19 protein-coding genes are annotated in these 21,142 nt (G+C 62.4%); 9 read left to right on the top strand and 10 right to left on the bottom strand.

Annotation, left to right across the window (positions count from 1 at the left end):
- The first annotated feature begins 586 nt into the window (after positions 1–586).
- The gene (locus BX591_RS14705; RefSeq protein WP_146749762.1) at positions 587–1,585 is read left to right on the top strand and encodes a hypothetical protein; all 999 of its coding nucleotides are present in this window, start codon (positions 587–589) and stop codon (positions 1,583–1,585) included.
- A gap of 218 nt (positions 1,586–1,803) precedes the next feature.
- Here the strand turns inward: BX591_RS14705 and BX591_RS14700 are convergent, their stop codons facing one another.
- Positions 1,804–2,223, bottom strand: a complete 420-nt coding sequence (locus tag BX591_RS14700) for a DUF302 domain-containing protein (RefSeq protein WP_111932152.1) — start codon at positions 2,221–2,223, stop codon at positions 1,804–1,806.
- Between the two features lie 350 nt (positions 2,224–2,573).
- Between BX591_RS14700 and BX591_RS14695 the strand changes: the two genes are divergently transcribed.
- From BX591_RS14695 to BX591_RS14685, 3 genes are read left to right on the top strand one after another with little or no spacing between them, the layout of a single operon-like run.
- Complete coding sequence (locus tag BX591_RS14695; protein WP_111932151.1) at positions 2,574–3,968, top strand: FAD-dependent oxidoreductase; 1,395 nt, start codon at positions 2,574–2,576, stop codon at positions 3,966–3,968.
- Entirely contained in the window at positions 3,965–4,780 is an 816-nt protein-coding gene (locus BX591_RS14690) for a TlpA family protein disulfide reductase (protein ID WP_111932150.1), read from the top strand. Before BX591_RS14695 ends, BX591_RS14690 begins: the two co-directional genes overlap by 4 nt.
- A 57-nt stretch (positions 4,781–4,837) precedes the next feature.
- Entirely contained in the window at positions 4,838–5,482 is a 645-nt protein-coding gene (locus BX591_RS14685) for a hypothetical protein (protein ID WP_111932149.1), read from the top strand.
- A gap of 199 nt (positions 5,483–5,681) precedes the next feature.
- Here BX591_RS14685 and BX591_RS14680 read toward each other — a convergent pair whose 3' ends face one another.
- From BX591_RS14680 to BX591_RS14655, 6 genes are all read right to left on the bottom strand, one after another.
- Positions 5,682–6,734, bottom strand: coding sequence for a fatty acid desaturase (locus BX591_RS14680; RefSeq protein WP_111932148.1), 1,053 nt, complete (start codon positions 6,732–6,734; stop codon positions 5,682–5,684).
- A 163-nt stretch (positions 6,735–6,897) separates the two neighbouring features.
- On the bottom strand, positions 6,898–7,626 hold the full coding sequence (locus BX591_RS14675) for a CDP-diacylglycerol diphosphatase (protein ID WP_111932147.1): 729 nt from the start codon (positions 7,624–7,626) through the stop codon (positions 6,898–6,900).
- A gap of 147 nt (positions 7,627–7,773) precedes the next feature.
- Complete coding sequence (gene iaaH, locus BX591_RS14670) at positions 7,774–9,228, bottom strand: indoleacetamide hydrolase (protein WP_111932146.1); 1,455 nt, start codon at positions 9,226–9,228, stop codon at positions 7,774–7,776.
- A 292-nt stretch (positions 9,229–9,520) separates the two neighbouring features.
- The gene (locus tag BX591_RS14665; RefSeq protein WP_111932145.1) at positions 9,521–9,736 is read right to left on the bottom strand and encodes a transcriptional regulator; all 216 of its coding nucleotides are present in this window, start codon (positions 9,734–9,736) and stop codon (positions 9,521–9,523) included.
- Between the two features lie 332 nt (positions 9,737–10,068).
- Positions 10,069–10,743: an NADPH-dependent FMN reductase gene (locus BX591_RS14660; RefSeq protein ID WP_111932144.1), complete on the bottom strand. Its 675-nt coding sequence runs from the start codon at positions 10,741–10,743 to the stop codon at positions 10,069–10,071.
- Positions 10,744–11,084: 341 nt separating this feature from the next.
- Positions 11,085–13,832 carry a TonB-dependent receptor gene (locus tag BX591_RS14655; protein ID WP_111932143.1) on the bottom strand — a complete coding sequence of 916 codons (2,748 nt, stop codon included), beginning with the start codon at positions 13,830–13,832 and terminating at the stop codon, positions 11,085–11,087.
- Positions 13,833–14,872: 1,040 nt separating this feature from the next.
- Here BX591_RS14655 and BX591_RS14650 point away from each other — a divergent pair.
- Complete coding sequence (locus tag BX591_RS14650; protein ID WP_111932174.1) at positions 14,873–15,628, top strand: J domain-containing protein; 756 nt, start codon at positions 14,873–14,875, stop codon at positions 15,626–15,628.
- A 4-nt stretch (positions 15,629–15,632) separates the two neighbouring features.
- Here the strand turns inward: BX591_RS14650 and BX591_RS14645 are convergent, their stop codons facing one another.
- Positions 15,633–16,298, bottom strand: a complete 666-nt coding sequence (locus tag BX591_RS14645; RefSeq protein WP_111932142.1) for a gamma-glutamylcyclotransferase — start codon at positions 16,296–16,298, stop codon at positions 15,633–15,635.
- A 413-nt stretch (positions 16,299–16,711) separates the two neighbouring features.
- Between BX591_RS14645 and BX591_RS14640 the strand changes: the two genes are divergently transcribed.
- From BX591_RS14640 to BX591_RS14630, 3 genes are all read left to right on the top strand, one after another.
- Positions 16,712–18,289, top strand: coding sequence for an MFS transporter (locus BX591_RS14640; RefSeq protein WP_111932141.1), 1,578 nt, complete (start codon positions 16,712–16,714; stop codon positions 18,287–18,289).
- Between the two features lie 231 nt (positions 18,290–18,520).
- Positions 18,521–18,724: a hypothetical protein gene (locus BX591_RS14635; RefSeq protein WP_111932140.1), complete on the top strand. Its 204-nt coding sequence runs from the start codon at positions 18,521–18,523 to the stop codon at positions 18,722–18,724.
- 249 nt (positions 18,725–18,973) lie between these two features.
- Entirely contained in the window at positions 18,974–19,447 is a 474-nt protein-coding gene (locus BX591_RS14630) for an arsenate reductase/protein-tyrosine-phosphatase family protein (protein ID WP_111932173.1), read from the top strand.
- Between the two features lie 8 nt (positions 19,448–19,455).
- On the opposite strand, the gene BX591_RS14625 is transcribed toward BX591_RS14630, so the two are convergent.
- Entirely contained in the window at positions 19,456–19,782 is a 327-nt protein-coding gene (locus BX591_RS14625) for an H-NS family nucleoid-associated regulatory protein (protein WP_111932139.1), read from the bottom strand.
- A 192-nt stretch (positions 19,783–19,974) separates the two neighbouring features.
- Positions 19,975–20,124: a hypothetical protein gene (locus tag BX591_RS36460; RefSeq protein WP_167444555.1), complete on the bottom strand. Its 150-nt coding sequence runs from the start codon at positions 20,122–20,124 to the stop codon at positions 19,975–19,977.
- Between the two features lie 441 nt (positions 20,125–20,565).
- Between BX591_RS36460 and BX591_RS14620 the strand changes: the two genes are divergently transcribed.
- Positions 20,566–20,871, top strand: a complete 306-nt coding sequence (locus tag BX591_RS14620) for a hypothetical protein (protein WP_111932138.1) — start codon at positions 20,566–20,568, stop codon at positions 20,869–20,871.
- Positions 20,872–21,142 lie beyond the last annotated feature (271 nt).

The raw sequence follows: 21,142 nt of genomic DNA, 5'->3' as shown, positions 1-21,142 counted from the left end.
ATCTTCACCTTCTATGAATCGCTTCATCCGGTCACCCATGCTGAATGAGTTAATCCAGTTTAGGCGATCAGCGCGTTTTCACACAAGCTCGACCCAGAGGGGGCGATTTTTTCCCATCTCGTAGTCGACGAAACAATCTCGGTACTACGCGTATCCACGCGTGGCGGACGAGTGGTTTTCGCCCTCGTGGCAAGCGCCGACCTGGGTGAAATCGCGCCCATCGCGCGGCGCGCCCGAGCGCCGCCGGATTGTGGCGTGGCTCTTGTAGAGCAAGGCGCGCGCCACATTGGCGGCCAACTGGCACGAAGCTTGTGTGAAGGAGGGATGAGAGAAGCATTCGATCCGCCTGGGTCTGTTCGCCTTCTCCTTGAACTCACTCACCTGACGCCGGGACAATCTCATGCGGCAATCCGATGGCAACGGAAGTAAAGGTCCGAAGCCGCTCAACGCAACAAGCGATCCGGTCTTCCATCCGCCGACGCGCCGCTACGACCCTGGGCATGGAGCGGTCGGTAGCGGCAGGCCGCGGTCCCTGAGCGCGCCGCTCCCGATCGGTGTGCATTCCAGCGGCCCGGTGCTGTCGCCGATGACTCCGCCGCCGCACAGCAGCCCCGGGCGTGCGGCCACGCCGCCCGTCGACAGAGCGCAGAACAGTGCGGCGACGCTGTCGCCGATGCGTTCTGCGCCGTCGAACCGATCGGGCGGGGCGGCGCTGACACCGATGCAGCACAATCCGTCCAGCGGTTCTAACTCGCCGGTGCTGTCGCCGATGCAGCATCAGCCGTCGGGTAGTCAGGCTTCCGGGCCGCGTCCCGACCATGTCGCGATCGACCTGGCGCCGTCGCAACCGCTTCATTCGCTTGCGCAGCCGCTCGTGCAGCAGGGTGGCCAACAAGCGGTACAACCGGTGCTACAACCGGTGGCGCAACAGCCCGCGAACCCCGAAACCGCACGGCAAAAAGTGGGCAAATTCGCGCCGCTGGTCGACGGTTTGGCTGCGGGGGCGTCGCTGGTGGCGTCGAGGGTCGTACCGGGTTCCGTCGCATCGACGGCAAGTGGCGCCGTAAGCGGCGTGTTATGGGGCGCCGCCGCGGGGATGTCGGAGGCGGGCAACACACAGCCCGCCAGCCGGCTGGCATCGTTCGGCAACTTCATGAACTTCAGCGCGGGCGCGTTGAGTACCGCGTCCGTGTTCAATACGGACAGCACGCAGACGAATCTCGGTTACGCGTCGTCGGCGGCATGGGGCTTGAGCGCGATCACCGGCATGGCGCACGCCGCGCTCGACGGTACCCGCGGCAGAGTCAGTCGCGGGCTGCAGATCGCCAGCGGCGTAGCGAATCTCGCGGCGGCCGGGTTATCGGCGGCGTCCGTCCGTGCGTCGTCGGAGAACGATACGACGAGTGCGGCCTGGTACGGCACGGCGTCTTCGCTATCGTGGATGGCAGGGGCGGCGTTTGCCTACGGGTCGGCACGCACGGCCTCGAATCCGTCGCCTCGCGTGGTGCCGGCGCTGCCGTCCGAGTCGTCGTCGCTGCGTTCGGGGAGCGCTGGACGTTCGTTTGGGACGATACAGTCGGTATAGGCGGAGAAGCGATCAGCGCCGGTTGAGCGACAGCCGCGAACGTATGTCGCATCATCCATTCGCCATGGCCTTTCTCGCGTTCCCTACCGGCGACACGTTTCAAGCTCGCGAGTTTGAAGAACCTGATTCTGGACGAACGTATGCCGTCGCAACGTGTGGCAGAGGGACGGGAGGGGTAAGACGACGCGTCCCGCAACGCACGCGAGGCACTCACCGCTTCAGACGGCAATCGCGCCGCGCAGCATATCGGGAATCTTCTCGAGCTTCTCGAACGAGGCGGGATCGAGTCCATAGCCATCGGCTAGTACCTGGGTCACGTCGAGGTAGTCAACGTAGACACGCGCTTCGCTGTCCTCCCACACCACGGCTTTCAGCGGCAGTTCAACCGCGGCATGCGGGTTCGCCGCCATGATCGGCGTACCGGCCGCGGGATTGCCGAACAGCAGCAAAACCGTCGGTCGAAGAAGGGCGCCGGAACCTGCCGCCGCCTGCGCCTGGTCCACCTTGGCGAAAAGCGTGATATGGCGGCTCGCGAATGCGGCTTCGAGACGAGCCACCGTGGTCGAAAAATCCGCGCGACTCGGCAAGCTGATCACATGGGGCGGAAGTGCGAACGACTCAGAGGCGGAACGGGTCATGACCGGTAGCTCCCAAAAATGAAGAAAAACGCCGTGCGGACGACGAGTGTCGCATCACGCAGCATCGACTCGTCCCGGCGCTAAAGCGCAAGCGAGCGTCCAGTGTCTCACGCTGCAAGTCATCCCGAACGCGAATGCGAGCCGGACCGATACGAATGGATAGCCCGGATTACGCCAGTGACGCGAGCGACCTCCACGCTCATGGCGGAAGTTGAGACGATCGAGCTAGTTTTCGAGCGTCGCGAGCGTCGGCAAACGCCGGTTGGGCTCATAGAATTCACTCACTGAGATCTGAGCCGATGCGCTTCCGGTTGAAACGCACCGGGCGACAACCCAAACTGGAGTTGACGATGTCGAATATCGAACACTATGAATATGTTTTCCTTGGCGGCGGCAAGGGCGGCAAAACGCTCGCGATGGAATTGGCTCAAGCCGGCAAGCGGGTTGCGCTCATCGAGCGCGGAATGATCGGCGGATCGTGTATCAATGTGGCCTGTATTCCGACCAAGGCGTTGATTCAGAATGCGCGGGTCGCGCATGTGCGCAATGCTCATCGGCACGATAGCGAAGTGACCGAAGGCCCGAAAACCGATATGAAAAAGGTGCTCGGCAACGTGCGCTCGGTGGTGAATGGCATGGTCGACACCAATCTGAAAGCGTTTCTCGGTTCAGGCCTCGATCTGGTATTGGGAACGGGCCGCTTTGTCGGCCCGCGCAAGATTCATGTCGAGATGAACGAAGGCGCTGCGCGGATCATCGAGGGTGAGCACGTTTTCATCAATACGGGCACCACGGCCGCGATTCCCGACGTGCCGGGTCTGAAAGACGCCCAACCGCTCACGCATGTCGAAGCTCTGCAACTGGATTCGCTGCCGGAGCATCTCATCGTGATCGGCGGTGGTTATATCGGCCTCGAGATGGCGCAGGCGTTCCGGCGTTTGGGCAGCAGCGTCACCCTCATTCAGGAAGCTCCCCGTGTTGCAATGCGCGAGGATGAAGACGTCACGTCGGAAATTCAGGCCGCGCTGGCCGAAGAAGGCATCGAGATTCTGGTCGGCGCCAGGCCGGTGAAGGTGACGGGCACGTCGGGCCACGCCGTCAGGATCGAGCTGGACAGCGGCGCGCTGGTGTCCGGCTCGCACGTGCTCGTCGCTGCGGGGCGCACGCCCGTGACGAAAGGTTTGGCGCTCGATGCAGCCGGCGTCGAAACGGACGAACGTGGCTTCATCAAGGTCGACGAACGGCTCGCAACGACTGCCGCCAACACCTGGGCCATCGGCGAAGTGGCAGGCACAGCGATGTTTACACACGCCTCTTTCGATGACTACCGGGTCCTGAAGTCACAACTTGCCGGCGGCAACATGACGACGAAAAACCGCATGATTCCTTATGCGCTGTTCATCGAACCCGAACTTGGCCGCATCGGACTGAACGAAACCGAAGCGAAGGCACGCGGTATCGAAGTGCGGGTGGCGAAGATTCCGATGGCGATCGTGCCGCGCGCCCGCACGAATGGAGCGACGAAGGGCTTCATGAAGGTGCTGGTCGATCAGCATTCGGACCAGATTCTCGGCTTCACGATGCTGGGCACGAACGCCGGCGACGTGGTGACGGCCGTGCAGATGGCCATGATCGGCAAGCTCCCTTATACAGCGGTGCGCGACGCGATCATCGCGCATCCGTTGATCTCCGAAGGCCTGAATATCCTCCTGGGCAAGGTTGCTGCACGCGCTGCCCATCAATGAATATCGGCCCTTGTTCGTTCCCGGTCGCGCCACTCATTCTTCTCGCAAACATCGGCATTGCTCTGTGGGTGGCGCGTAAGGCTAGCCATGGCGGCCCTGCCGCGGAAACGACCATTCTGTATAGCGTGGTGGCCGGGCTGTTGGCGTCCCGACTCGCGTTCGTCGGGCAATACCTGCCGGCCTATCGGGGCGATGTGCTGAAAATGCTCGATTTCCGCGACCTGGGCTTCGACCCGGTGCCGGGGGCCGTAGCTGGCGCGGTGGTTCTGCTGGTGATGGTCGCGAAGCGGCGAGATGTGCGCCGCGCCGCGACGCTCGCGGCTTTTGCCGGTTGCGCGAGTTGGGGCCTGGCGACGGCTTTCGCCGATACGGAAGCGCCTGCAGCATCTCTTCCCGCCGTCAACGTGCTCGACATGAATGGCAACCCGCAGCCCCTTGCATATAACGACGGCAAGCCGCTAGTCCTTAATCTCTGGGCGAGCTGGTGTGGACCCTGTCGAGCCGAAATGCCCGTTCTGGCCGAAGCGCAAAGAGACTTCACGCAGGTGGACATCGCGTTTATCAATCAGGGGGAGTCGGAAGCCGCGGTGAACGGCTTCGTGACGGAGCACGGGCTTGTGCTGCACAACCTCGCGCGTGATCCGAACCTATCCGTTGCGCGCGCAGTCGGTGCAAGAGCGTTCCCGACCACGCTGTTTTACGACCATACCGGTAAGTTGCTGGCGATGCATCTGGGGCCGTTCTCGCGAGCAACATTCGAGCAGGCACTTGAGACGCTTTACCCGAAAACGGTGCGTGGCGCACTTCATTAACGGCTTTTTCAATTCGGCTGTACGCCGCCGTTCATTGTTCCGGTACTTTCATTGACTATGCGACTGATCTCTCTTCTCATTGGCGCCGTTTCCTGGTTGCCGGTCTTCGCGCACGCGCAGACCAGCCCGGCGATCACGCTGCCGTTCGAAACCCATGCCGTCTATTTTTCCCGCGAAGTGACGTCGCCAACGATTCTCGACCCGCAGGTCTTCGTGCACGATAAAAGCGCCCAGGCGGAGCGCCATTGGCAGGGTATCGAACATGTTGCGGGTGTGCGCAACGCAAAGTTTGACGATGCTGGTGCAACGGATCTCTATACGGCCAGAGGTACGCCCCTGGGGATGACGGCTGGGCAATGGTTCGCAGCCGGCGGCGTCGTGATGCTAAAGCCGCGCGCGGATGGTCGGGAAGACGTAACGGTGCAGTTGCACGGCCTGAAACCCGGTGGAAAATTCAGTCTTTTCGAAAATCACTTCGATCGGCAGCCTACTGGTTTCACGCCGGTCGACGGTACGGGAGACGGCAACTCGTTTGTCGCCGATCCGAATGGCTTTGCAAACGTCAGCATGGTCGCGCCCGCTCGGATGAGCCATGCTAACGCTGTACTCGTTGTGTATCACTCCGATAACGAGACGCACGGCAGCGAGCGCGGCGCAATGGGCGAGACCGCGCACCATCGATTGATTGCGCGGGTGCCTTGATGCGCGGTACGTTCCGCGAAATTGATGCCGCATGCGCACAAGCTGCGTGGCGCATTGCGCGTCAGGACCTGGGCTTTGCTGCTGCTTGTCAATCGGCTTATGTGCTGAAGGCTAATTGAGCGCGAATGCTATCAGCGTCCGGAGTCGCGTTGGTGTCGAATGGCACCAGGACGGCAGCGTCGGTTACGGCTTGAGGTCGTCACCGAAAACCCGTTGGGCGACGCCGGTACGCTCGTGCGTGAGTAGAGCGTTTTCGTTCATTCGTGATTTTAGCGAACGTACCCCGGGACGGATTTGTTCGGTCCGCGTCGGACCCAACGGCCGCCGCGGGATGCGCGACCGCAGCGAATCCATAGCGCGTGACCCATTCGCTGTAACCCCTGACCAGAAAGCCACCTGAGCGATCAACATATTGCTGGCGCGACGTCTCATAGATGCCCCGCAGCGCAAACCACGGCACATGCGGCAAGTCATGATGCACCAGATGATAGTTGTTGTTCAGAAACAGCAAGCGCCAGAACCACGACGCTTCGTTAATCACCGTGCGATGTTCGGAAGCCTGCGCGACGCGATGCTCCTGAAACGAGCGAATCGAACCCAGCGACAACGCGCCGTAGCCCACACCGACAAAAAACACCCACGCCGGAATGCCGCAATAACTGCGCAACCACAGCGTTAAGGCAGCCAACGCCGCAAAGTGCGTAAGCCATACCGGCACATCGCGCCAATCACCGCGCCTGACTTTGGCAAGCGCATCCACACCGGTCGCTGCAATGGAAAACGCCGGACCAACCAGCAATCGACCGATGAACGTATTGCGGAACGTGAGCAGCGCACGGATCGCCCACCCAGCGCGTTGCCACACCGCTGAATCGACGAAGTAGCTTTCCGGATCGCGTTCCGGGTGCGTCAAATGCGCATCGTCATGATGCCGAAGATGCGAATGCCGATAGACGCCATAGGGAAACCACACGGCCAGCGGCGCGAGGCCGAGCCCTGCATTGAACAGACGTGAACGGGTTGGATGACCATGCAACAGTTCGTGCTGCAGCGACATGTACCACGCGCCGAGCAAAGCGAGCAGCGCCGCGGTGAGCGGCAAGCCGATCTGACGTGCGTGAACGGCGACACCGATCCATCCGCTATAAATCGTGACGATCAGTGCCCATGTCGGCCATTGGGTGCGCCATGTCCAGCTTGTCGCGAGTCGGGCGAGGGCTTTGCGCTGCGTATCGTCGAGGTAAAACGCCATGGGCTGGATCGGTCGAAGTGCATGTTCAGACCGATCCTACGGACCCATGGGCGCCGCCCGAACCAATTTGTTCAGCAATACATCTGCCTGATCGTGCTTAGGCGTGGCAGATCAAACTAGCCCGCATCCGGCGCGAGCCGTTGCTCGATGATGCTGACGGTGCTCAATGCGCGTCCGCCACGCGGCATGTGTGATCCAGCAAGGGTTCGGCCGTGCCGCTGCCGTTCTCCACTTCGGTGCCGCTATTCACCAGCAGCCAGCCGTCCTGTTGCGCGTCGGGCCCCGCAGCCGTCACGAGAATGGTCTGCGTGGCCATGGCCGCCTCGCCCGGGTTATCGCGCACGACGACGCGAAACGGATTGCCGCCGTTCGCCAGCGTGGTGACGCGCATGATCCGGTAACGGCTGCCGTCGAGCGTGTCCCAATGCCATTCGCCGGGCGTATCTTTCGCGTGACGCGCAAGCGCCTCGCCGATATCGCCGCGCATGCAGTCGATGTGGATATGCAACTGGTTTTGCGAACGCCGGTACTTCGAATTGATCTCAAGGCCGAGTTGATTGTCAGGCAGCGTGCGCTTGACCGATTGCTCGACATAGCGGCGCGAATCCCATGCGTCGACCCAATAGTCCTGAGCATGCGGCGCCAGCACGAGCGGACTTTCTATGCCGGTGATGCGATCGGTCGGAATCAGCAGATGCTGCGACCGCCCGACGATATCCTTCAGGATCGCATAGCGTTGGTCGAGATCGACGGTCGTGCATTGGCCCGGTGTGCCGGTTGCCTGTTGCGACGGCACGCAGCGCAGATCGACGATCTTCCATAGCGCGTTGGAATCGACCGTGGCGAGGCGTGCGCAGCCGGTGGTCGCGAGCGCTACGGTCAACGCGGTCATGGCCACCCGCAGGCCGACGCCGCGGCGCGAAAGAGTCCGCCGTGACAGGCGGGACGTGGGTGTTTTCAACGGTGTATCGATTGGCGTTTTTGTCGGCACGGTCATTGGCATTGCAGGACGGTTCTCAAACGTAGGTGGCGGCGCGGCTCAAAGCGTCGGCGCGGGCAGCACGCCGAGCCACTGCTCGAACGCGACGCCGATTGCCAGCAGCCGCCGGTCTTCGCCCAGCGGCCCGTCCAGTTCCAGACCCACCGGCAAGCCGGCTGCGGTCATGCCGGCTGGCAGCGACAGCCCCGGAATGCCCGACGTGCTGGCCGGATCGGTATTGCGCAGGAACGCGTCCATGGTATCGATCGGTTCGCCGCCGTCGATGCTGACGGACGACGAGCCATGAGCGTCGTCGATCGGCGCGGCGGCGAGACGCGTGGTCGGAAACAGCAGCGCGTCGAGCCGCTCGTCGGCGAAGGTCGCGGCCATATACGCCCGCAAACGCGGCCGCCATAGGTTCAGCGCGTCGTCGTATTGCGCGGCCAGCACGTCGCCGAGCACGCCGTCGTAAATCGCGCGCACGTCCGGGCTCGCAATGCGAGCCGCGAGTTCGGCGACGGTTTTGACCGGCGCGTCGTTCGCGACGAGCCAGGCGCGCACGTCGTCGAGCGCTTCGTGGACCGCAATCGGGCCGCCCACCATGCCGTTCAAATGATCGAGTTCGCGCATCGCCACCGGGACGAACACCACGCCCGCTGCTTCGAGCCGCCGCAACGCACTGTGCGCGATGTCTTCCACCTGCCGCTCGAGGCCCTCCCACAGCGGCGCAGGCAAACCGATGCGCAAGCCGCTCAGCGCGACATCCGGCAACGCGCCGCTGTTGGTGATCACGCCATCCAGCAGGGCGATATCGGCGACGGTGCGCGCCATCGGCCCGACCGTATCGCGCGTATGGCTGATCGGCACCACGGCATCCGGGTCGTGATAGCGCCGTTCAGTGCCGCCATTGCCCACTGAAGGACGGAACCCCGCGGTGCCCGTCAGCGCGGCCGGAATACGCGTCGAGCCGCCGGTATCGGTGCCGAGGCCGGCGGGCACGATGCGCGCGGCGATCGCCGCCGCGGTACCGCCCGACGAGCCGCCCGGAATGCGTGTGGGATCGTATGGATTGCGCACCGGGCCGGCATGCGTGGCGAGGTTCGTGCTGGTGATACCGAACGCGAGTTCGTGCATGTTGGCCTTGCCGAGCACGATCGCGCCGGCATCGATCAGGCGCTGCACGGAGGGCGCGTTCGCCCTCGGAATGAAGCCCTCCAGCGCCGGCGTGCCCGCCGAGGTCTGCAAACCGGCCGTGTTGATGTTGTCCTTCACGACGATCGGCAAGCCGGCCAGCGGCAGTTGCGCGAGCGCGGCGGCCGGCAAGGCATCGATGCGCCGCGCAGCGGCGAGGGCGCCGTCGAGGTCGAGCGTGGTAAGCGCATTGAGGCTCTCGAGGGATGCCGCGCGCGCGAGCAGCGTGGCCACGTAGTCGGCCGCCTTGAGGCGGCCCGACTGAATGGCGGCGATGGCTTCGGTGGCGGTTAGCGCGAGTTGTTCATCGACGGTCCATGTCATGACCGGTGTCTCCCTGGGTTGAGGTGCCGGCTCGGCGCGATAGGTTTCGTGACTGGCAGCGAGCGCAGTGCGGGCGAGCGCGGTGCGGCACGCGCGAACGCGGGCCATTCGGCGACGATTGAGCGATCGGTACGGGGGAAAGCGCCCAGGGAACGCGAGCAGCGAAGAGCGGCGACAACGGTCGATACGTCGGTCATGGCAGGCGTGCAAGGGACGAGCGCGAGGTGTCGTCTATTCTGGCACAACCTGCCGGGCGTCGACGGCGGTCGACGCAAAGGCGTGGCCGAGGGCGTTACTGGTGATTATCGATCCACATGCGTCCCCAGCGGAACGCGTAAGCGAGCGCATGTTCTTCGTCGAAAAAGTAGTCCAGCGCGTCGAACGAATAGGCTTGCTCGTGGTTCGTAGCGGTTTTCTCGATCGTCAGGTTGGCGGCGAACAGGCCGTTGGGCAGACGTTGCGCAACCGGTGCGACTTCGTAACCCTTGTAGCGGAGATGTGAATTCATGGTCGTGGCAGTGAGTATGCCCGCTTGCGTTGTCGAGGAAACCGGCACGGGAGACGCGCGGTTGCGGCGTCGGGGCGGCCGGTGAGTCGGCGGGCAGGATCAAGCGTAGGGGGCACTGCGCAGCCGGTGAACCAATCATTCGTCGTAAGCAAATCAGCGCGGTTCGGGAACGGTCTTCATCCGTTCGCATCGGACCATATCGGTTGTGCTCGCACACACTATCCGGCGTGGCGGATCGGCGGTCTGTTATGTGCCGCACGGTTCGGACAAGCGCGATTGCCGCGGGCCGCCAATGCGGCGCCACGGCATGCATACAGCGTGTTTCGAGGGGCTTAGACCGCGTGCAGCAAGCGCGCGGGTTGCGCTTCGTTGCGTGCCGCTTCGTTCTGCGCGCCGCCGACCGGCGCGGCAGACGGCGTGCGATGCGAGGCAAAGGCCAGCGCGAACTGCGCGGCCTGCTGACCGACCGTGGCGAGTTGATCGACCACTTTCGGATCCGAACAGGTGTCCACGCTGTCGAAGCGCGTTTCCAGCGTGTTGATGCCGGCGCCGAACGGCGTGGGCCAGCCGCGCAACGCGTGGACGATCGAGCGCAGCGAGGTCAGCACCGAGCCGGCGGCTTGCCAGCCGTAGGCGGTAACGATACAGCCGACCGCGCGGCCGTCCAGATAGGGACGCTCGTCGGCGCGCAATTCCTCGAGCGTGTCCAGCGCGTTCTTGACGAGCCCGGACACGCCGCCGTGATAACCCGGCGTGGCGATGATCAGTGCGTCCGCGTGGCGCACGGCTTCGATCAGTTCGAGCTGTTCGTCGGTACGGGCGGGGTTTTCAGGGGCGTAGTGGGGCAGACTATGCAGGAAGGTGCCGCCGAACAGGCGGGTCTGTGCGCCGGCGGCTTCCGCGCCGCGCAGCGCAAAACCGAGCGCGCGCTCGGTCGACGAGGCGGCGCGGGTCGTGCCGCCGATGCCGATAACGAGTGGCCGGCGCTGATGATCGAAACTGGTCAACGAAATGCTCCTTCCGTAACGGCTCACAGCTTGCCGGCGCGGGGCTGCGCGCAGCGAAGCCGGGACGAACCGGACTTTGAAGTGTCATCTTAAAGACCATCGCGGGCGACGCGAAGCGACTTTTTGTTCTAACGATATAACCCGCGTGAGACAGCGGGTCTTTTTTCTGCTCGCGAATGTGCGCTGGAATGCACTTGAACCGATGCGGGATAAGCATATGGCGAACGATTGGTTGGGGGCGCAAGGCGCTGACGCTATGATCGAATCGTCTCCTCCATGACATCTCCTTGACATGGGACTCGGCCTCGCTACGTTAAGTGGCGAGGCCTTTTTTTCGTCCGTCAGAACTTGTAGGTCGCGCCGATCTGCGCAAAACGCCCGACATAGGAGTACAGCGACGTGTCGTAACCGGACTGGTAGCTGGCGTTCATGAAGGTCGGGTCGAACGGCGGCGCGCGGTTGAAGAGGTTGTCGACACCCGCGTAGAGCGTCCAGTGCTTGATCCCCGTGTAGCTGACGAACAGATTGAACTGGCTATAGGACGCCATGCCGTCCTTCATGCCGGGGTAGTTGCCCGGCGGCAGAATGGCCTGCGCATAAGGCCCGGTATAAATCCAGGTCAAGGTCGCATTCCACTTCTGGTAATTCCAGTTCAGATCGGTATTGCCTTTCCAGCGCGGGAAGCTGGCGCCGAACGGCGTATTCTGCGCGCCGTTGTTGCCGGCGAAGTCGGTGGTGACGCCGCCCACCGGCATCTTGAAGTGCCACACGTAGGTCCAGTCGCCCGACAGCGTGAACGTACCTATTTTGGTCGCCACCGACTGCCGGAACGTCGTTTCGAAGCCGTCCGTGTCGAGCGACGCGAGGTTCTGGTACGGCAGCAGGACATATGCGATCGAACCGTTCGGGTTGCGGATCACTTTCGACGGATCGTTCGCATTCACCACGGACTGGATATCGTCCGTGCCGATCACGTTGTCGATGTGGATCTTGTACCAGTCGAAACCGATGTCGGTGGTGCGCGTCGGCGACAACTGGAAGCCGAGGTTGTAGTTCTTGGTCCGCTCCGGTTGCAGGTTGCGCGAGCCCGCCTGGATTTCTTCACGCAATGCGTAAGCGCCCGGATCGTTCGGATCGTTGGGATCGATCGCCCCTTGTGCACCGAACGTTTTCGACGAAGTGTTTTCAATCAAGGTCGGCGCGCGGAAGCCACGCGTGTACGACCCGTACATCGTCAATTGCCGAACCGGCTGGAAGCGAAGCGCGAAACGCGGCGAGAACGCACCGCCGAAATCGCTGTAGTGATCGTAGCGACCGGACTGGCTGAAGGTCAGGTTCGTCAGCAGCGGGATATCGACCTGGTAATAGGCCGCGGCCACGTTGCGTTCGCCGTCGACGGACTGGATCGACGGATTGACATAGGTGCCGTTCACGTAGCCCGCGCCGGTGCCGATGTACTGGCTCTGGTGCAGGAACTGGGCGCCGAAACCCAACCCGACGTCGCCGGTAGGCAGCGTGAACAGATGAGGTGTCGCCAGCGTGGCATCCACTGCGTCGAGCTTGGTGATCGCCTGTGTCGAGGTGCTGCCGTACAACCCGTTCAGGCCGTTCGGCGTGGCGGACGGATTGGCGAAGTCGAACACGCCGTTCTGAATGATGTTGGTCAGCGCATTCGCGTTGAGCAGGTTCGTATAGTTATTCGACACCGTATTCTGCGAATGCGTATACGCGGTGTTCCAGTCCCAGTCTCCGATGCCGGGGGTCGTGAACGAGCCCTTGACGCCGGTGGCGGCGCGCCAGAAATTGGAACTCGTGCGAACCGACTGCGTGGCGGGGAACGCGTAGCGAAGCTGCGTCGGTACCCCGAACGGGTTGTAGGGATTGCTTGCCGGCACCACGTTCGAGATCAGATTGACGCCGCCGGTGGCGGGATCGTAAGTCTGCGTGCTGGAGCTCAACCGCCCGACGAAATTATTGGTGTTGGTCGTATTGTTGCTTTCCCACAGATCGGCGAACGCCTGCATCGCGTCGTTGATCTTGAAGTCGGCGTGGACCTTCGCGCTCAGGCGTTCGGTCCACGGGGACAGGGAGGTTGCGTAGGCGGTGTTGTTCTGGCACACGGTGCCGCCGGCACCGTAAGTCTGTGCATTGGCATTGCCCGACACGACCGTGCCGCCGTTGGGGCAGGGGCTTAGCGGCACATTGCCGATGCCGTTGCCGCGCTTCCAGTACGACGGCGACTGGTTGGAGAGGCCGCCGGGCTGATTCGAGAAATCCTGGTTCTGCGTCGTATCGCGGTCGGACGCCAGAAAGCCGTTCGATTTGTAGTAACTGAGCGCGGCCGTTACGTTGAAACGGTCTGAATTCAGATCGCCGATACCGCCCAGAATGCTGAACCGGGTGGTGCCCTGGCCGCCGCCGTTCTGCGTGGCGCCGCCATAGCTGCCGCCCAGTTCCAGGCCCTGAAAGTTGCGCCTGGTGATGATGTTCACCACCCCGGCAATGGCGTCGGAGCCGTACTGCGAAACGGCGCCCGTCTTCACGATTTCAATGCGATCGATGATGTTCAACGGCAACGTATTCACGTCGAAAAACTGATCGGTGCCGTTCACGGCGAATGCGTAGGGCGCGACGCGCTGCCCGTCGACCAGCACCAGGGTGTACTTTTCGCTCAGACCGCGCAATGCGATGCCCGCACCGCCGGGCGCGAAGCTGTTGGTCGATCCCTCCCCCCAACTGCTCGCCGAATTGGCGGATACGCCGCGCAGGTAGTCGGCCACGTTGGTGTAGCCGCTGTTCTCGATATCCTTCGCCGTGATTTTCTGAACCTGATTGAAGCCCACCTTGTCGGCGCTGCGAATCAACGATCCGGTCACTTCGAAGGTCTTGATCTGTTGAACCTTCTCTTTGGATGGCGTCGCCGCGTTGGCGGCCGGTGGCGTAGCGCTATTGACCGAAGGTGTCGCGGCCGTGCTGCCGGCAGTGGCGGGCTGGCTCTGCGCGAAGGCCGGGACGGCGAGCGCAGCCGACAATGCCAACTCGGCCCAGATTATTCTTTTTATGGCAAATGCCAATGGACGCTGTTTCAATTTTTCCCCTTCTCGGTTGTAAATAGAGCTACGCCAAAATGGTTGGCGAGGTCTCGTGAACCTCGCCACGCGAATGGCGGCGTTATTGCGCCGCACCATATAAAGCTGTCCCATCCATTCACTTCATGGCGTGCCGATTCACGCACGCTTATTTGAAGGCGAACGGAAGGGACACGCTAGATTTCAACGTGTCGGATTACCGGGTGATCGAAATGAAAGTGCCTCTTTTTATCGTGTCTCACTCAGGCATGGCCGAAACGACGACCTTTCGTTTTAACAGCTACCTCGTCTGCTTAAGCGGCGTAATCGTCATAAGGTGGAAGCGCCGCATATCCTGTTTTCGGGAATAAAAAGGCCTGCAAATAATATGCATCGAGCCTACTTTAGCCCGACAGATTTCATGCTTTTTGCTGTTTGTAATATTACGTAACCTCTTGAGATCGGGAAGATAGCAAGAAAAAAAATTACACACCAAACTTTTTTTGACTGAAACACAAAAAGTTTCGACAAGGATGGAGCTTGTCTCGATGGGTGAAAGGTATTGGTAATATATTTTATGCCGTTCGAATGGCTGACCGGTGCGCGAATAGCGCGCACGGTAATCGGCTTAATGTGTTTGACTGGAATTAATCTGAAGGCGGAGAGATGCGTCGAGGAAATTTTTTCTGCGACATTCCACTGGATTAATGCACTGGCGGAACATAGAAATCGAGTCGCCGGGATTGTCTGCACGCCACAATTTTTGGAAGAGCGATTGCTCGACGGTGGATGTCGTCTATCGGCGCGAATATCGCGCCGACGATTGGAGTCCCGTTTTCCAACCGTATTCTGTGTTATCGCCGCATCTGAAAGCTTCGCGAGAAAGCGTGCGAAACGGGGTAGTTACCGCATGTGCCGCTAAACTTCGCAGCTAGCCACCTGTGCGGCGCGAAAGCGCGGTCATGCCGATGATGTCCGCACAGTCCGCCCATGCAGGTGGCTGACATTTTTCACATGCTACGATGGCCTGCGACACGATTCACGGCGAGGTCGAGCAGGCAATGGCAACTCTTTATGACACGCTTGGCGTGCCCACGCACGCCACCGACGACGAAATCAAGCGGGCCTACCGCAAGGCCGCGATGAAGTGGCACCCGGACCGCAACAGCGGCGCGGAAGACGTTGCACGCGCCACTTTCCAGGAGATCAAGGACGCGTACGCGATCCTCTCCGACGCCGCTCAACGCAAGGTGTACGACGCGGTCTACGCCGAGCAGATGCGCGGCTGGGAAGCGCAGCGCACGCGTCAGCAACGGGCCCAGGCCGAGCGCGAAGCAGCGGCGCGAGCCGCCGACGAAGCGGCCTATGCGGAGATGGTGTCGCTCGCCATGCGTTTCGCCGACGAAGGCCACAATCGCGACGTGCTGTTCGGCGTGTTGCTCGGGCGTCGCTGCGAGGCGCGGCGAGCCGCGCAGATCGCGGATAGCGTGGCGGCGTTGCAGATGGCGCGGCGCGAGGCGGAAGCGGCGGCGAAGGTGGACGTCGAGGTGGCGGCGGGTGAGGCTACGTCGGACGACGCAGACGCTACAGCAACGCGGGCGACAGCTTCGGCTTCGGCTTCCGCGAAATCACGCGCTGCGGCGCCTGACGCACCGGCGCAGCGCGCGGGCCGTGACAGGCGCGAGGATAAGCGTGAAGACAAGCGCGCACCGCAGCACGACGACAAAGACAAGCCCGACGACCCCGCTTCCACCGCGCATCCCGCCGGCGTACTCGGCGGTCTCTGGTTTCAATTCCTGAACGGCTTGCGCTTCTGACGCATCACGCGGGCAGTTTCGTGAGCCGCGTCAGCTCGGCTGCGAGTTCGTCGATATAAGGATCGTTGAGTCCGCAATCGTCGAGCGCGGTCTGCAGCTTGAACACGTACTCGGCATTGGTGCCGAATGGACCCGTCGCAAGCGCCATCGACGCCCCGATTGCCGAGGCCCGCGCGTCGCCCTCGTATTGTCGATCCAGCGGTTCGGCCACGAAGGCGATTGCCTGGACTTGCGTGCCGTCTTCGAGCGTGACCGGCGCCCAGGTCGGACGATACGCGCCGGTCACCATTTCGCGAATCCACAGAATCCGCAGCTCTTCGCCAAGCGTTTCGCCGCATAGACGTAGCGCGACGCCTTGCGTGCTGCCGTCCGGTTCGAGCGCAAGCATGCGGCCCGGCTGCTCGGGCGTCGCGCGGCCCGCGATCAGCCGGATGCAGAAGCTGCGATGCCAGCCGTGCAGCGTCGCGATGCGGCGGCAGTCGAAGTCGGAGATCGGATTCCACATCAGCGAGCCATACGCGAACACCCAGACCTCGCCGTCGTCGGGACGCTGCTGCAGCGTCTGCGCGAGCGACGCGTCGATCCGCTCCTGCGTCCAGAGCATTTCCTTGGGCAGCGAATCGAAGCTCTCGAGGTAGGCGCCCGAGCTGATGGCGTTTCTGTTCAACATCCGATGGTCCCGTCATGGTGTGCCGCGCGCGGTTCAGACCGCATCGGCGTGAAAAGATCAGTGTCAGTATGAACGCGCAGGCCGCCCGGAAAAATCCGTCTGACGGAAATGGTGTGTCGCCGTGGTGGCGACAATCGATATCGCGCGGTTGGCGTTGCCATTGCCATGCCATGCCGCGACGGAGCACCCACGCCATCGCAGCACCCTCAGCATCGCGATTGTCGCGTTTCAGGCCGCTCAGTCACGACCGGCAGGCTCTTTATCCGTTCCATTGCGGTGGCCAGAATAACGCCCTTGAGTGCCTGCGCTTCGCGGGCACGCCCGGCCGGCGCTCGTGATTCGCCACACCACACCACGCCACACCACGCCACACCACGCCACAGCGCGGCCGGATTTCGGGGGAGAGTCGATCGATGAAAACTGTAACGTCACACGAAGAGGCGAGCGCCAAACCGCTGATACTCGCCGCCGTCTGTTTGTCCGCGCTGGTGCTGCCGCTGGCGTTCTCGGGCGGCGCGGTCGCCACGCCCGCAATTGGGCGCGATCTGGGCGGCAGCGCGGGCGCGCTCACCTGGATCACCAACGCCTTCATGCTGAGCTTCGGCAGCCTGCTGATGGCGGCCGGCGCGCTCGCCGATCAGTTCGGCCGCAAGCGGCTTTTCGTGGCCGGGCTGGGCGGTTTTATCGCGGCGTCGATCGCGCTGAGTCTGGCGCCCTCGGTGGCGTGGCTCGATGCGTTGCGCGCCTTGCAGGGCATCGCGGCGGCAGCGTCGCTGGCGAGCGGGTCCGCGGCGCTGGCGCAGGAATTCACCGGCCATGCCCGCACGCGCGCGTTCAGCCTGCTGGGGACGAGCTTCGGACTCGGTCTGGCATTCGGTCCGCTGATGGCGGGTGTGCTGATCACGCACTTCGGCTGGCGCGCGATCTTCGTGGCGATCGCCGCGATCGGTGCGCTCGCGTTCGTGTTCGGTGTGCCGCGCATGCGCGAAACACGCGATCCGGCCGCTACCGGTCTCGACTGGCCCGGCACGCTGAGTTTCACCGGCACGCTTGGGCTCTTTACAGTCGCGGTGATTCAGGCGCCGCAAGCCGGTTGGTCCAGTGTGCCGGTAATCGGCCTGCTGGCTGCGTCGGCGGCGCTGCTGGCCGTGTTCGTGACGGTGGAGCTACGCGTCGCACGTCCGATGCTGGACCTGAGCCTGTTTCGCTATCCGCGTTTCGTGGGCGTGCAGATTCTGCCGGTCGGCACCTGCTACTGCTACATCGTGCTGATCGTGATGTTGCCGCTGCGCTTCATCGGCGCGGAAGGTCTCAGCGAAATGGAGGCGGGACTGCTGATGATTGCGTTATCGGCACCCTTGCTCGTCGTGCCTCTGCTGGTTGCCGCGCTCACGCGATGGGTCTCGGCGGGCGTGCTGTCGGGGCTGGGTTTTGTGATCGCGGCGGCGGGACTTTACTGGTTGAGTCGTGTCGACATCGGCGCTTCGCGCGGGGCCGCGATCGTGCCGATGCTGATCGTCGGTATCGGCGCGGGAATGCCGTGGGGTTTGATGGACGGTCTGTCGGTGAGCGTCGTGCCGAAGGAGCGCGCGGGCATGGCGACGGGCATTTTCAGCACCACGCGGGTGGCCGGCGAAGGCATTGCGCTCGCGATCGTCACGGCGCTACTCGCGGGCCTCGCGCAACACCGCCTCGCGCGACTCACGGCGGACGGCAGCCCCGCGATGACGCAACGCATCGCCGAGGCAGCGCAGCGTCTGACGACGGGCGACCTCGCGAGCGCTGCCGCGAGTCTGCCGCAGATCAGCCGGCACGAACTCGCGCTCAGCTATACCCATGCGTTCACCAGTTTGCTGCATGTGTTGATCGTGATCACGTTGCTGTCAGCGTGTGCGTCGTTCGCGTTTTTGAGCCGCACGGGAGCGCGGGATAACGAGCGCAACGGACACGACGAGCCATTGCACGAGGTCGAGGAATCCGCCGTGGTGTGACGAAAGACACGTTGGCCGCCAGACCATAGACGTAGGCCGATTTAATAGAGACAGCGACCTTTAGCGCGGCAAGCCGCGCTTCTAGAATCAAAGCACCTTCTTACCGTTCTCGACGCGAGTCAAACGAACGCCGTTCCGTACCGACCCATCTCCAACTCCAGCTTCAGGCAATTCCTCGCGCGGCCATTTACGTGGCCTTTCACTCAGCCCCGCCCAGGAGGTACGACAGCCATGTTCACTTTCATCATTGTCGTCGCGGTGGCGGCTTTCGTTCCCTATGTCGCGGCGCCCGGTATCGCGAACGGCGTCAAGTCGATTAATAAGCCTACCCCTGCTGCCATGCAGTTCGAAACAGCGCCTCCCGCGACCGCGCGAGGCAGCGACGCGGCCAATCGGATCGTGTCGGAGAGGCGCGACAGTGAGGCCGTGAGTTGATGAAGTTCGATGCGTCGCAGTCATGTGACGAAACACCGCGCGTCGGCGCGTGGGCGACAGCTTGATGAAAGCTTCGTCGCTCACGCTGCTACACTGGCGGGCAGAAGCATCGCGCGGCGCCGTGGAGTCCAGCCCCCTGGTACAACTTCCTGTAGCGCCATCAATCTGGTCATCGTAGTGTCACGAGGGCGCAAGACTGCGACGGCAGAATGCTGCACAGAAGCAAAAATATATGGGTACGGGGTGAGCGTGACCAGAAAATATAAGGTGCTGTTTCTCTGTCGTGAGAATTCAGCCAGCAGCATTATTGCCGAAGCTTTATTGAGGGAACTGGCGGGACACCGTTTCGATGCATTCAGCGCGGGGCCGGAACCGGCCGCGCAGGTTCATCCATTTGCCGTTGCGCAATTGCGGCCGGGTATTTCGGAACTCGGCGTGCTCGGCGCGAAAAGCTGGCTGGAATTTACGGGCGAATGGGCGCCGCGAATGGACGTGATCGTCGCCATGGACGAATTCGTCACCGCGCCCCATGCGCCAGTCTTTCCGGGTGAACCGGTTTCGTATTGCTGGCGCTTTGCCGATCCGCTGGCGGACGGCGTTTCGGAGGCCGAGCAGGGGCGGCTGTTCGACAAGCTGTTCTGGCAAATCGTGCGGCAGATCAGTGCCTTCATTCAATTGCCGCAATACACGGTGCCGCCGCAACTCAGTACCTGCAGCGCGTGAACTCAGTATTAACGATTGGTCGAGCGGGCGAGCGGGCTGCCTGCGAACGGATCGTTTTTCCAGTCCACGTTTTTCTTCGGCTGCGGCGTGGGGGCGGGCGCAGCGGACAATTCAAAGTGGTCGATCGATTGCCCCGCGCTGATTGCCTGTTTGAGCCATTGGGGCATTTCGCCCTGGCCGTCCCAGCTATCTCCGGTCGCGCTGCGGTAGCGTGCGTCCTTTTGTGCCGCGGGCTCGGCCGCCAATACCGCAGCCAGATCTTCCGGCTCGATACCAAACTCTTCCATGCGATGGCGGAGATACGCAATCATGCTATCTCGCTTCCTTTCGTCCATAAGATATTCGTCCTTCTAAAGCGTCCGGCGTTCTGTCAGTTACAGATTGCAAGGAAAAGCCGCGTAAGCCTCGAGCCCATCTAAATGGGGCCGGCCCGCGGTCGGGTTATCGATTGAAGGAAATGCTTCTGGCAGCGTTAAATAACGTTGCTCCGTAAATTGCGGTACTGCATTTGTCCGGTCAGGCTGCCATTAATACCAGCTATGCCGATCGGCACGATCAAGCACATTCAGCGCGTATTCCGGCGCACTGCCTGACGGCAGATAAGGCTGGATAAGCCTTGCGGCCGCCTGGGAACGAACGATGTTGACGATGCGCTGATTGCGTCCGGCTGGTTTCACGTCCACGCTCCGTCTCTCGCCGGTGCCTCGCGTGGGGCCGTTTTTTTACGTTATGGCAGCATCATAACGCACTGCGCGGCCAACGCACGCGCTGGCTTGTCGGATTTTGTTCGCGACTGCGGCCAGGCGAACCGTGCCGACTGCAAATCGCATAGCTGGCGAGTCGAGATTGAATTCCTGAACGGCCGACCTATAACGGAACAGCGGAGCCAAAATCCGCGTTTCCAGCCTGTGGCCATCGATTCCGGCTCGCCGCGAGAACGCGTCCGACATCGGTCGCAGGTCTGGCAATGGGTAGCTTGTTTAGTTCGGTGACTTGCCGCAGCAGTCATGCATTGGCAATGACTCGCCCGTCGGCCCGATTGGGCGGCCACGCGTTTTTTCGCGGATCAATTGTTTGGGAGGACGGGTACTGCTGCGCCGGATTCGAGGAGTCTGGACATGAAATTTCTTTTATGGGTGGCAATGGCAAGCGCGGTTCTGCTACTCGTGCCGATTAGTGTCGGCGCGCAGCAGGCGGACAGCGCGACAGGTGACGGCATGTCGGGCCGCACGCTGATGCAACGGAACGCGAACGAGTCGGTACAGGCCACGACCGACATGTCGTTCGGAGAAGCGGGACAGGCCGTACAGGGTGTGCGGAACGCGTCCTATGGCGGCGTGGCCGCGGGACAATCGGAAATGGGCGGCCGGCCGGGCCAGCCATGTTCTTCCGGCCCGCTATGCCGGGTTTATTTCGGTCAATGAAAAGGGCCGGCGGGCGAGGGTGCGGTGCGCGTGACAGACATCGCAACTTCGCACCGCTTTCATGCCCTTTCATGCAATGAGCCCGATGACACCTTTAAGAAGCAACACCCTCATACGCGTCAGCAAGCGCTGTGCCGCCTCGGCGTGGCCGCATCAATAACCCCACGCGCGACTGCGATTTTTCGGTGTGGTCAGCGAGCGGTTTAAGACGATGTTATGGTGTGCCCATTCTGGTGTTCACTCGCTGATTTCCGGTGACGCAATCTCTGGC

Origin of the sequence: Paraburkholderia bryophila (genome assembly GCF_003269035.1) — a bacterium.
Taxonomy (GTDB): Bacteria; Pseudomonadota; Gammaproteobacteria; order Burkholderiales; family Burkholderiaceae; genus Paraburkholderia; species Paraburkholderia bryophila.
The sequence above is the reverse complement of the archived record's forward strand: the minus strand, read 5'-3'. Positions and strand labels throughout refer to the sequence as shown.

What these genes read in the sequence shown, in the direction of transcription:
- BX591_RS14635 (WP_111932140.1), top strand. Translation starts at nt 18,521, where the DNA reads ATGTTCACTTTCATCATTGTCGTCGCGGTGGCGGCTTTCGTTCCCTAT.
- BX591_RS14620 (WP_111932138.1), top strand. Translation starts at nt 20,566, where the DNA reads ATGAAATTTCTTTTATGGGTGGCAATGGCAAGCGCGGTTCTGCTACTC.
- BX591_RS14665 (WP_111932145.1), bottom strand. Translation starts at nt 9,736, where the DNA reads ATGAATTCACATCTCCGCTACAAGGGTTACGAAGTCGCACCGGTTGCG.
- BX591_RS14650 (WP_111932174.1), top strand. Translation starts at nt 14,873, where the DNA reads ATGGCAACTCTTTATGACACGCTTGGCGTGCCCACGCACGCCACCGAC.
- BX591_RS14645 (WP_111932142.1), bottom strand. Translation starts at nt 16,298, where the DNA reads ATGTTGAACAGAAACGCCATCAGCTCGGGCGCCTACCTCGAGAGCTTC.
- BX591_RS14680 (WP_111932148.1), bottom strand. Translation starts at nt 6,734, where the DNA reads ATGGCGTTTTACCTCGACGATACGCAGCGCAAAGCCCTCGCCCGACTC.
- BX591_RS14685 (WP_111932149.1), top strand. Translation starts at nt 4,838, where the DNA reads ATGCGACTGATCTCTCTTCTCATTGGCGCCGTTTCCTGGTTGCCGGTC.
- BX591_RS14675 (WP_111932147.1), bottom strand. Translation starts at nt 7,626, where the DNA reads ATGACCGCGTTGACCGTAGCGCTCGCGACCACCGGCTGCGCACGCCTC.
- iaaH (WP_111932146.1), bottom strand. Translation starts at nt 9,228, where the DNA reads ATGACATGGACCGTCGATGAACAACTCGCGCTAACCGCCACCGAAGCC.
- BX591_RS14640 (WP_111932141.1), top strand. Translation starts at nt 16,712, where the DNA reads ATGAAAACTGTAACGTCACACGAAGAGGCGAGCGCCAAACCGCTGATA.
- BX591_RS14690 (WP_111932150.1), top strand. Translation starts at nt 3,965, where the DNA reads ATGAATATCGGCCCTTGTTCGTTCCCGGTCGCGCCACTCATTCTTCTC.
- BX591_RS14695 (WP_111932151.1), top strand. Translation starts at nt 2,574, where the DNA reads ATGTCGAATATCGAACACTATGAATATGTTTTCCTTGGCGGCGGCAAG.
- BX591_RS14705 (WP_146749762.1), top strand. Translation starts at nt 587, where the DNA reads ATGACTCCGCCGCCGCACAGCAGCCCCGGGCGTGCGGCCACGCCGCCC.
- BX591_RS14700 (WP_111932152.1), bottom strand. Translation starts at nt 2,223, where the DNA reads ATGACCCGTTCCGCCTCTGAGTCGTTCGCACTTCCGCCCCATGTGATC.
- BX591_RS14625 (WP_111932139.1), bottom strand. Translation starts at nt 19,782, where the DNA reads ATGGACGAAAGGAAGCGAGATAGCATGATTGCGTATCTCCGCCATCGC.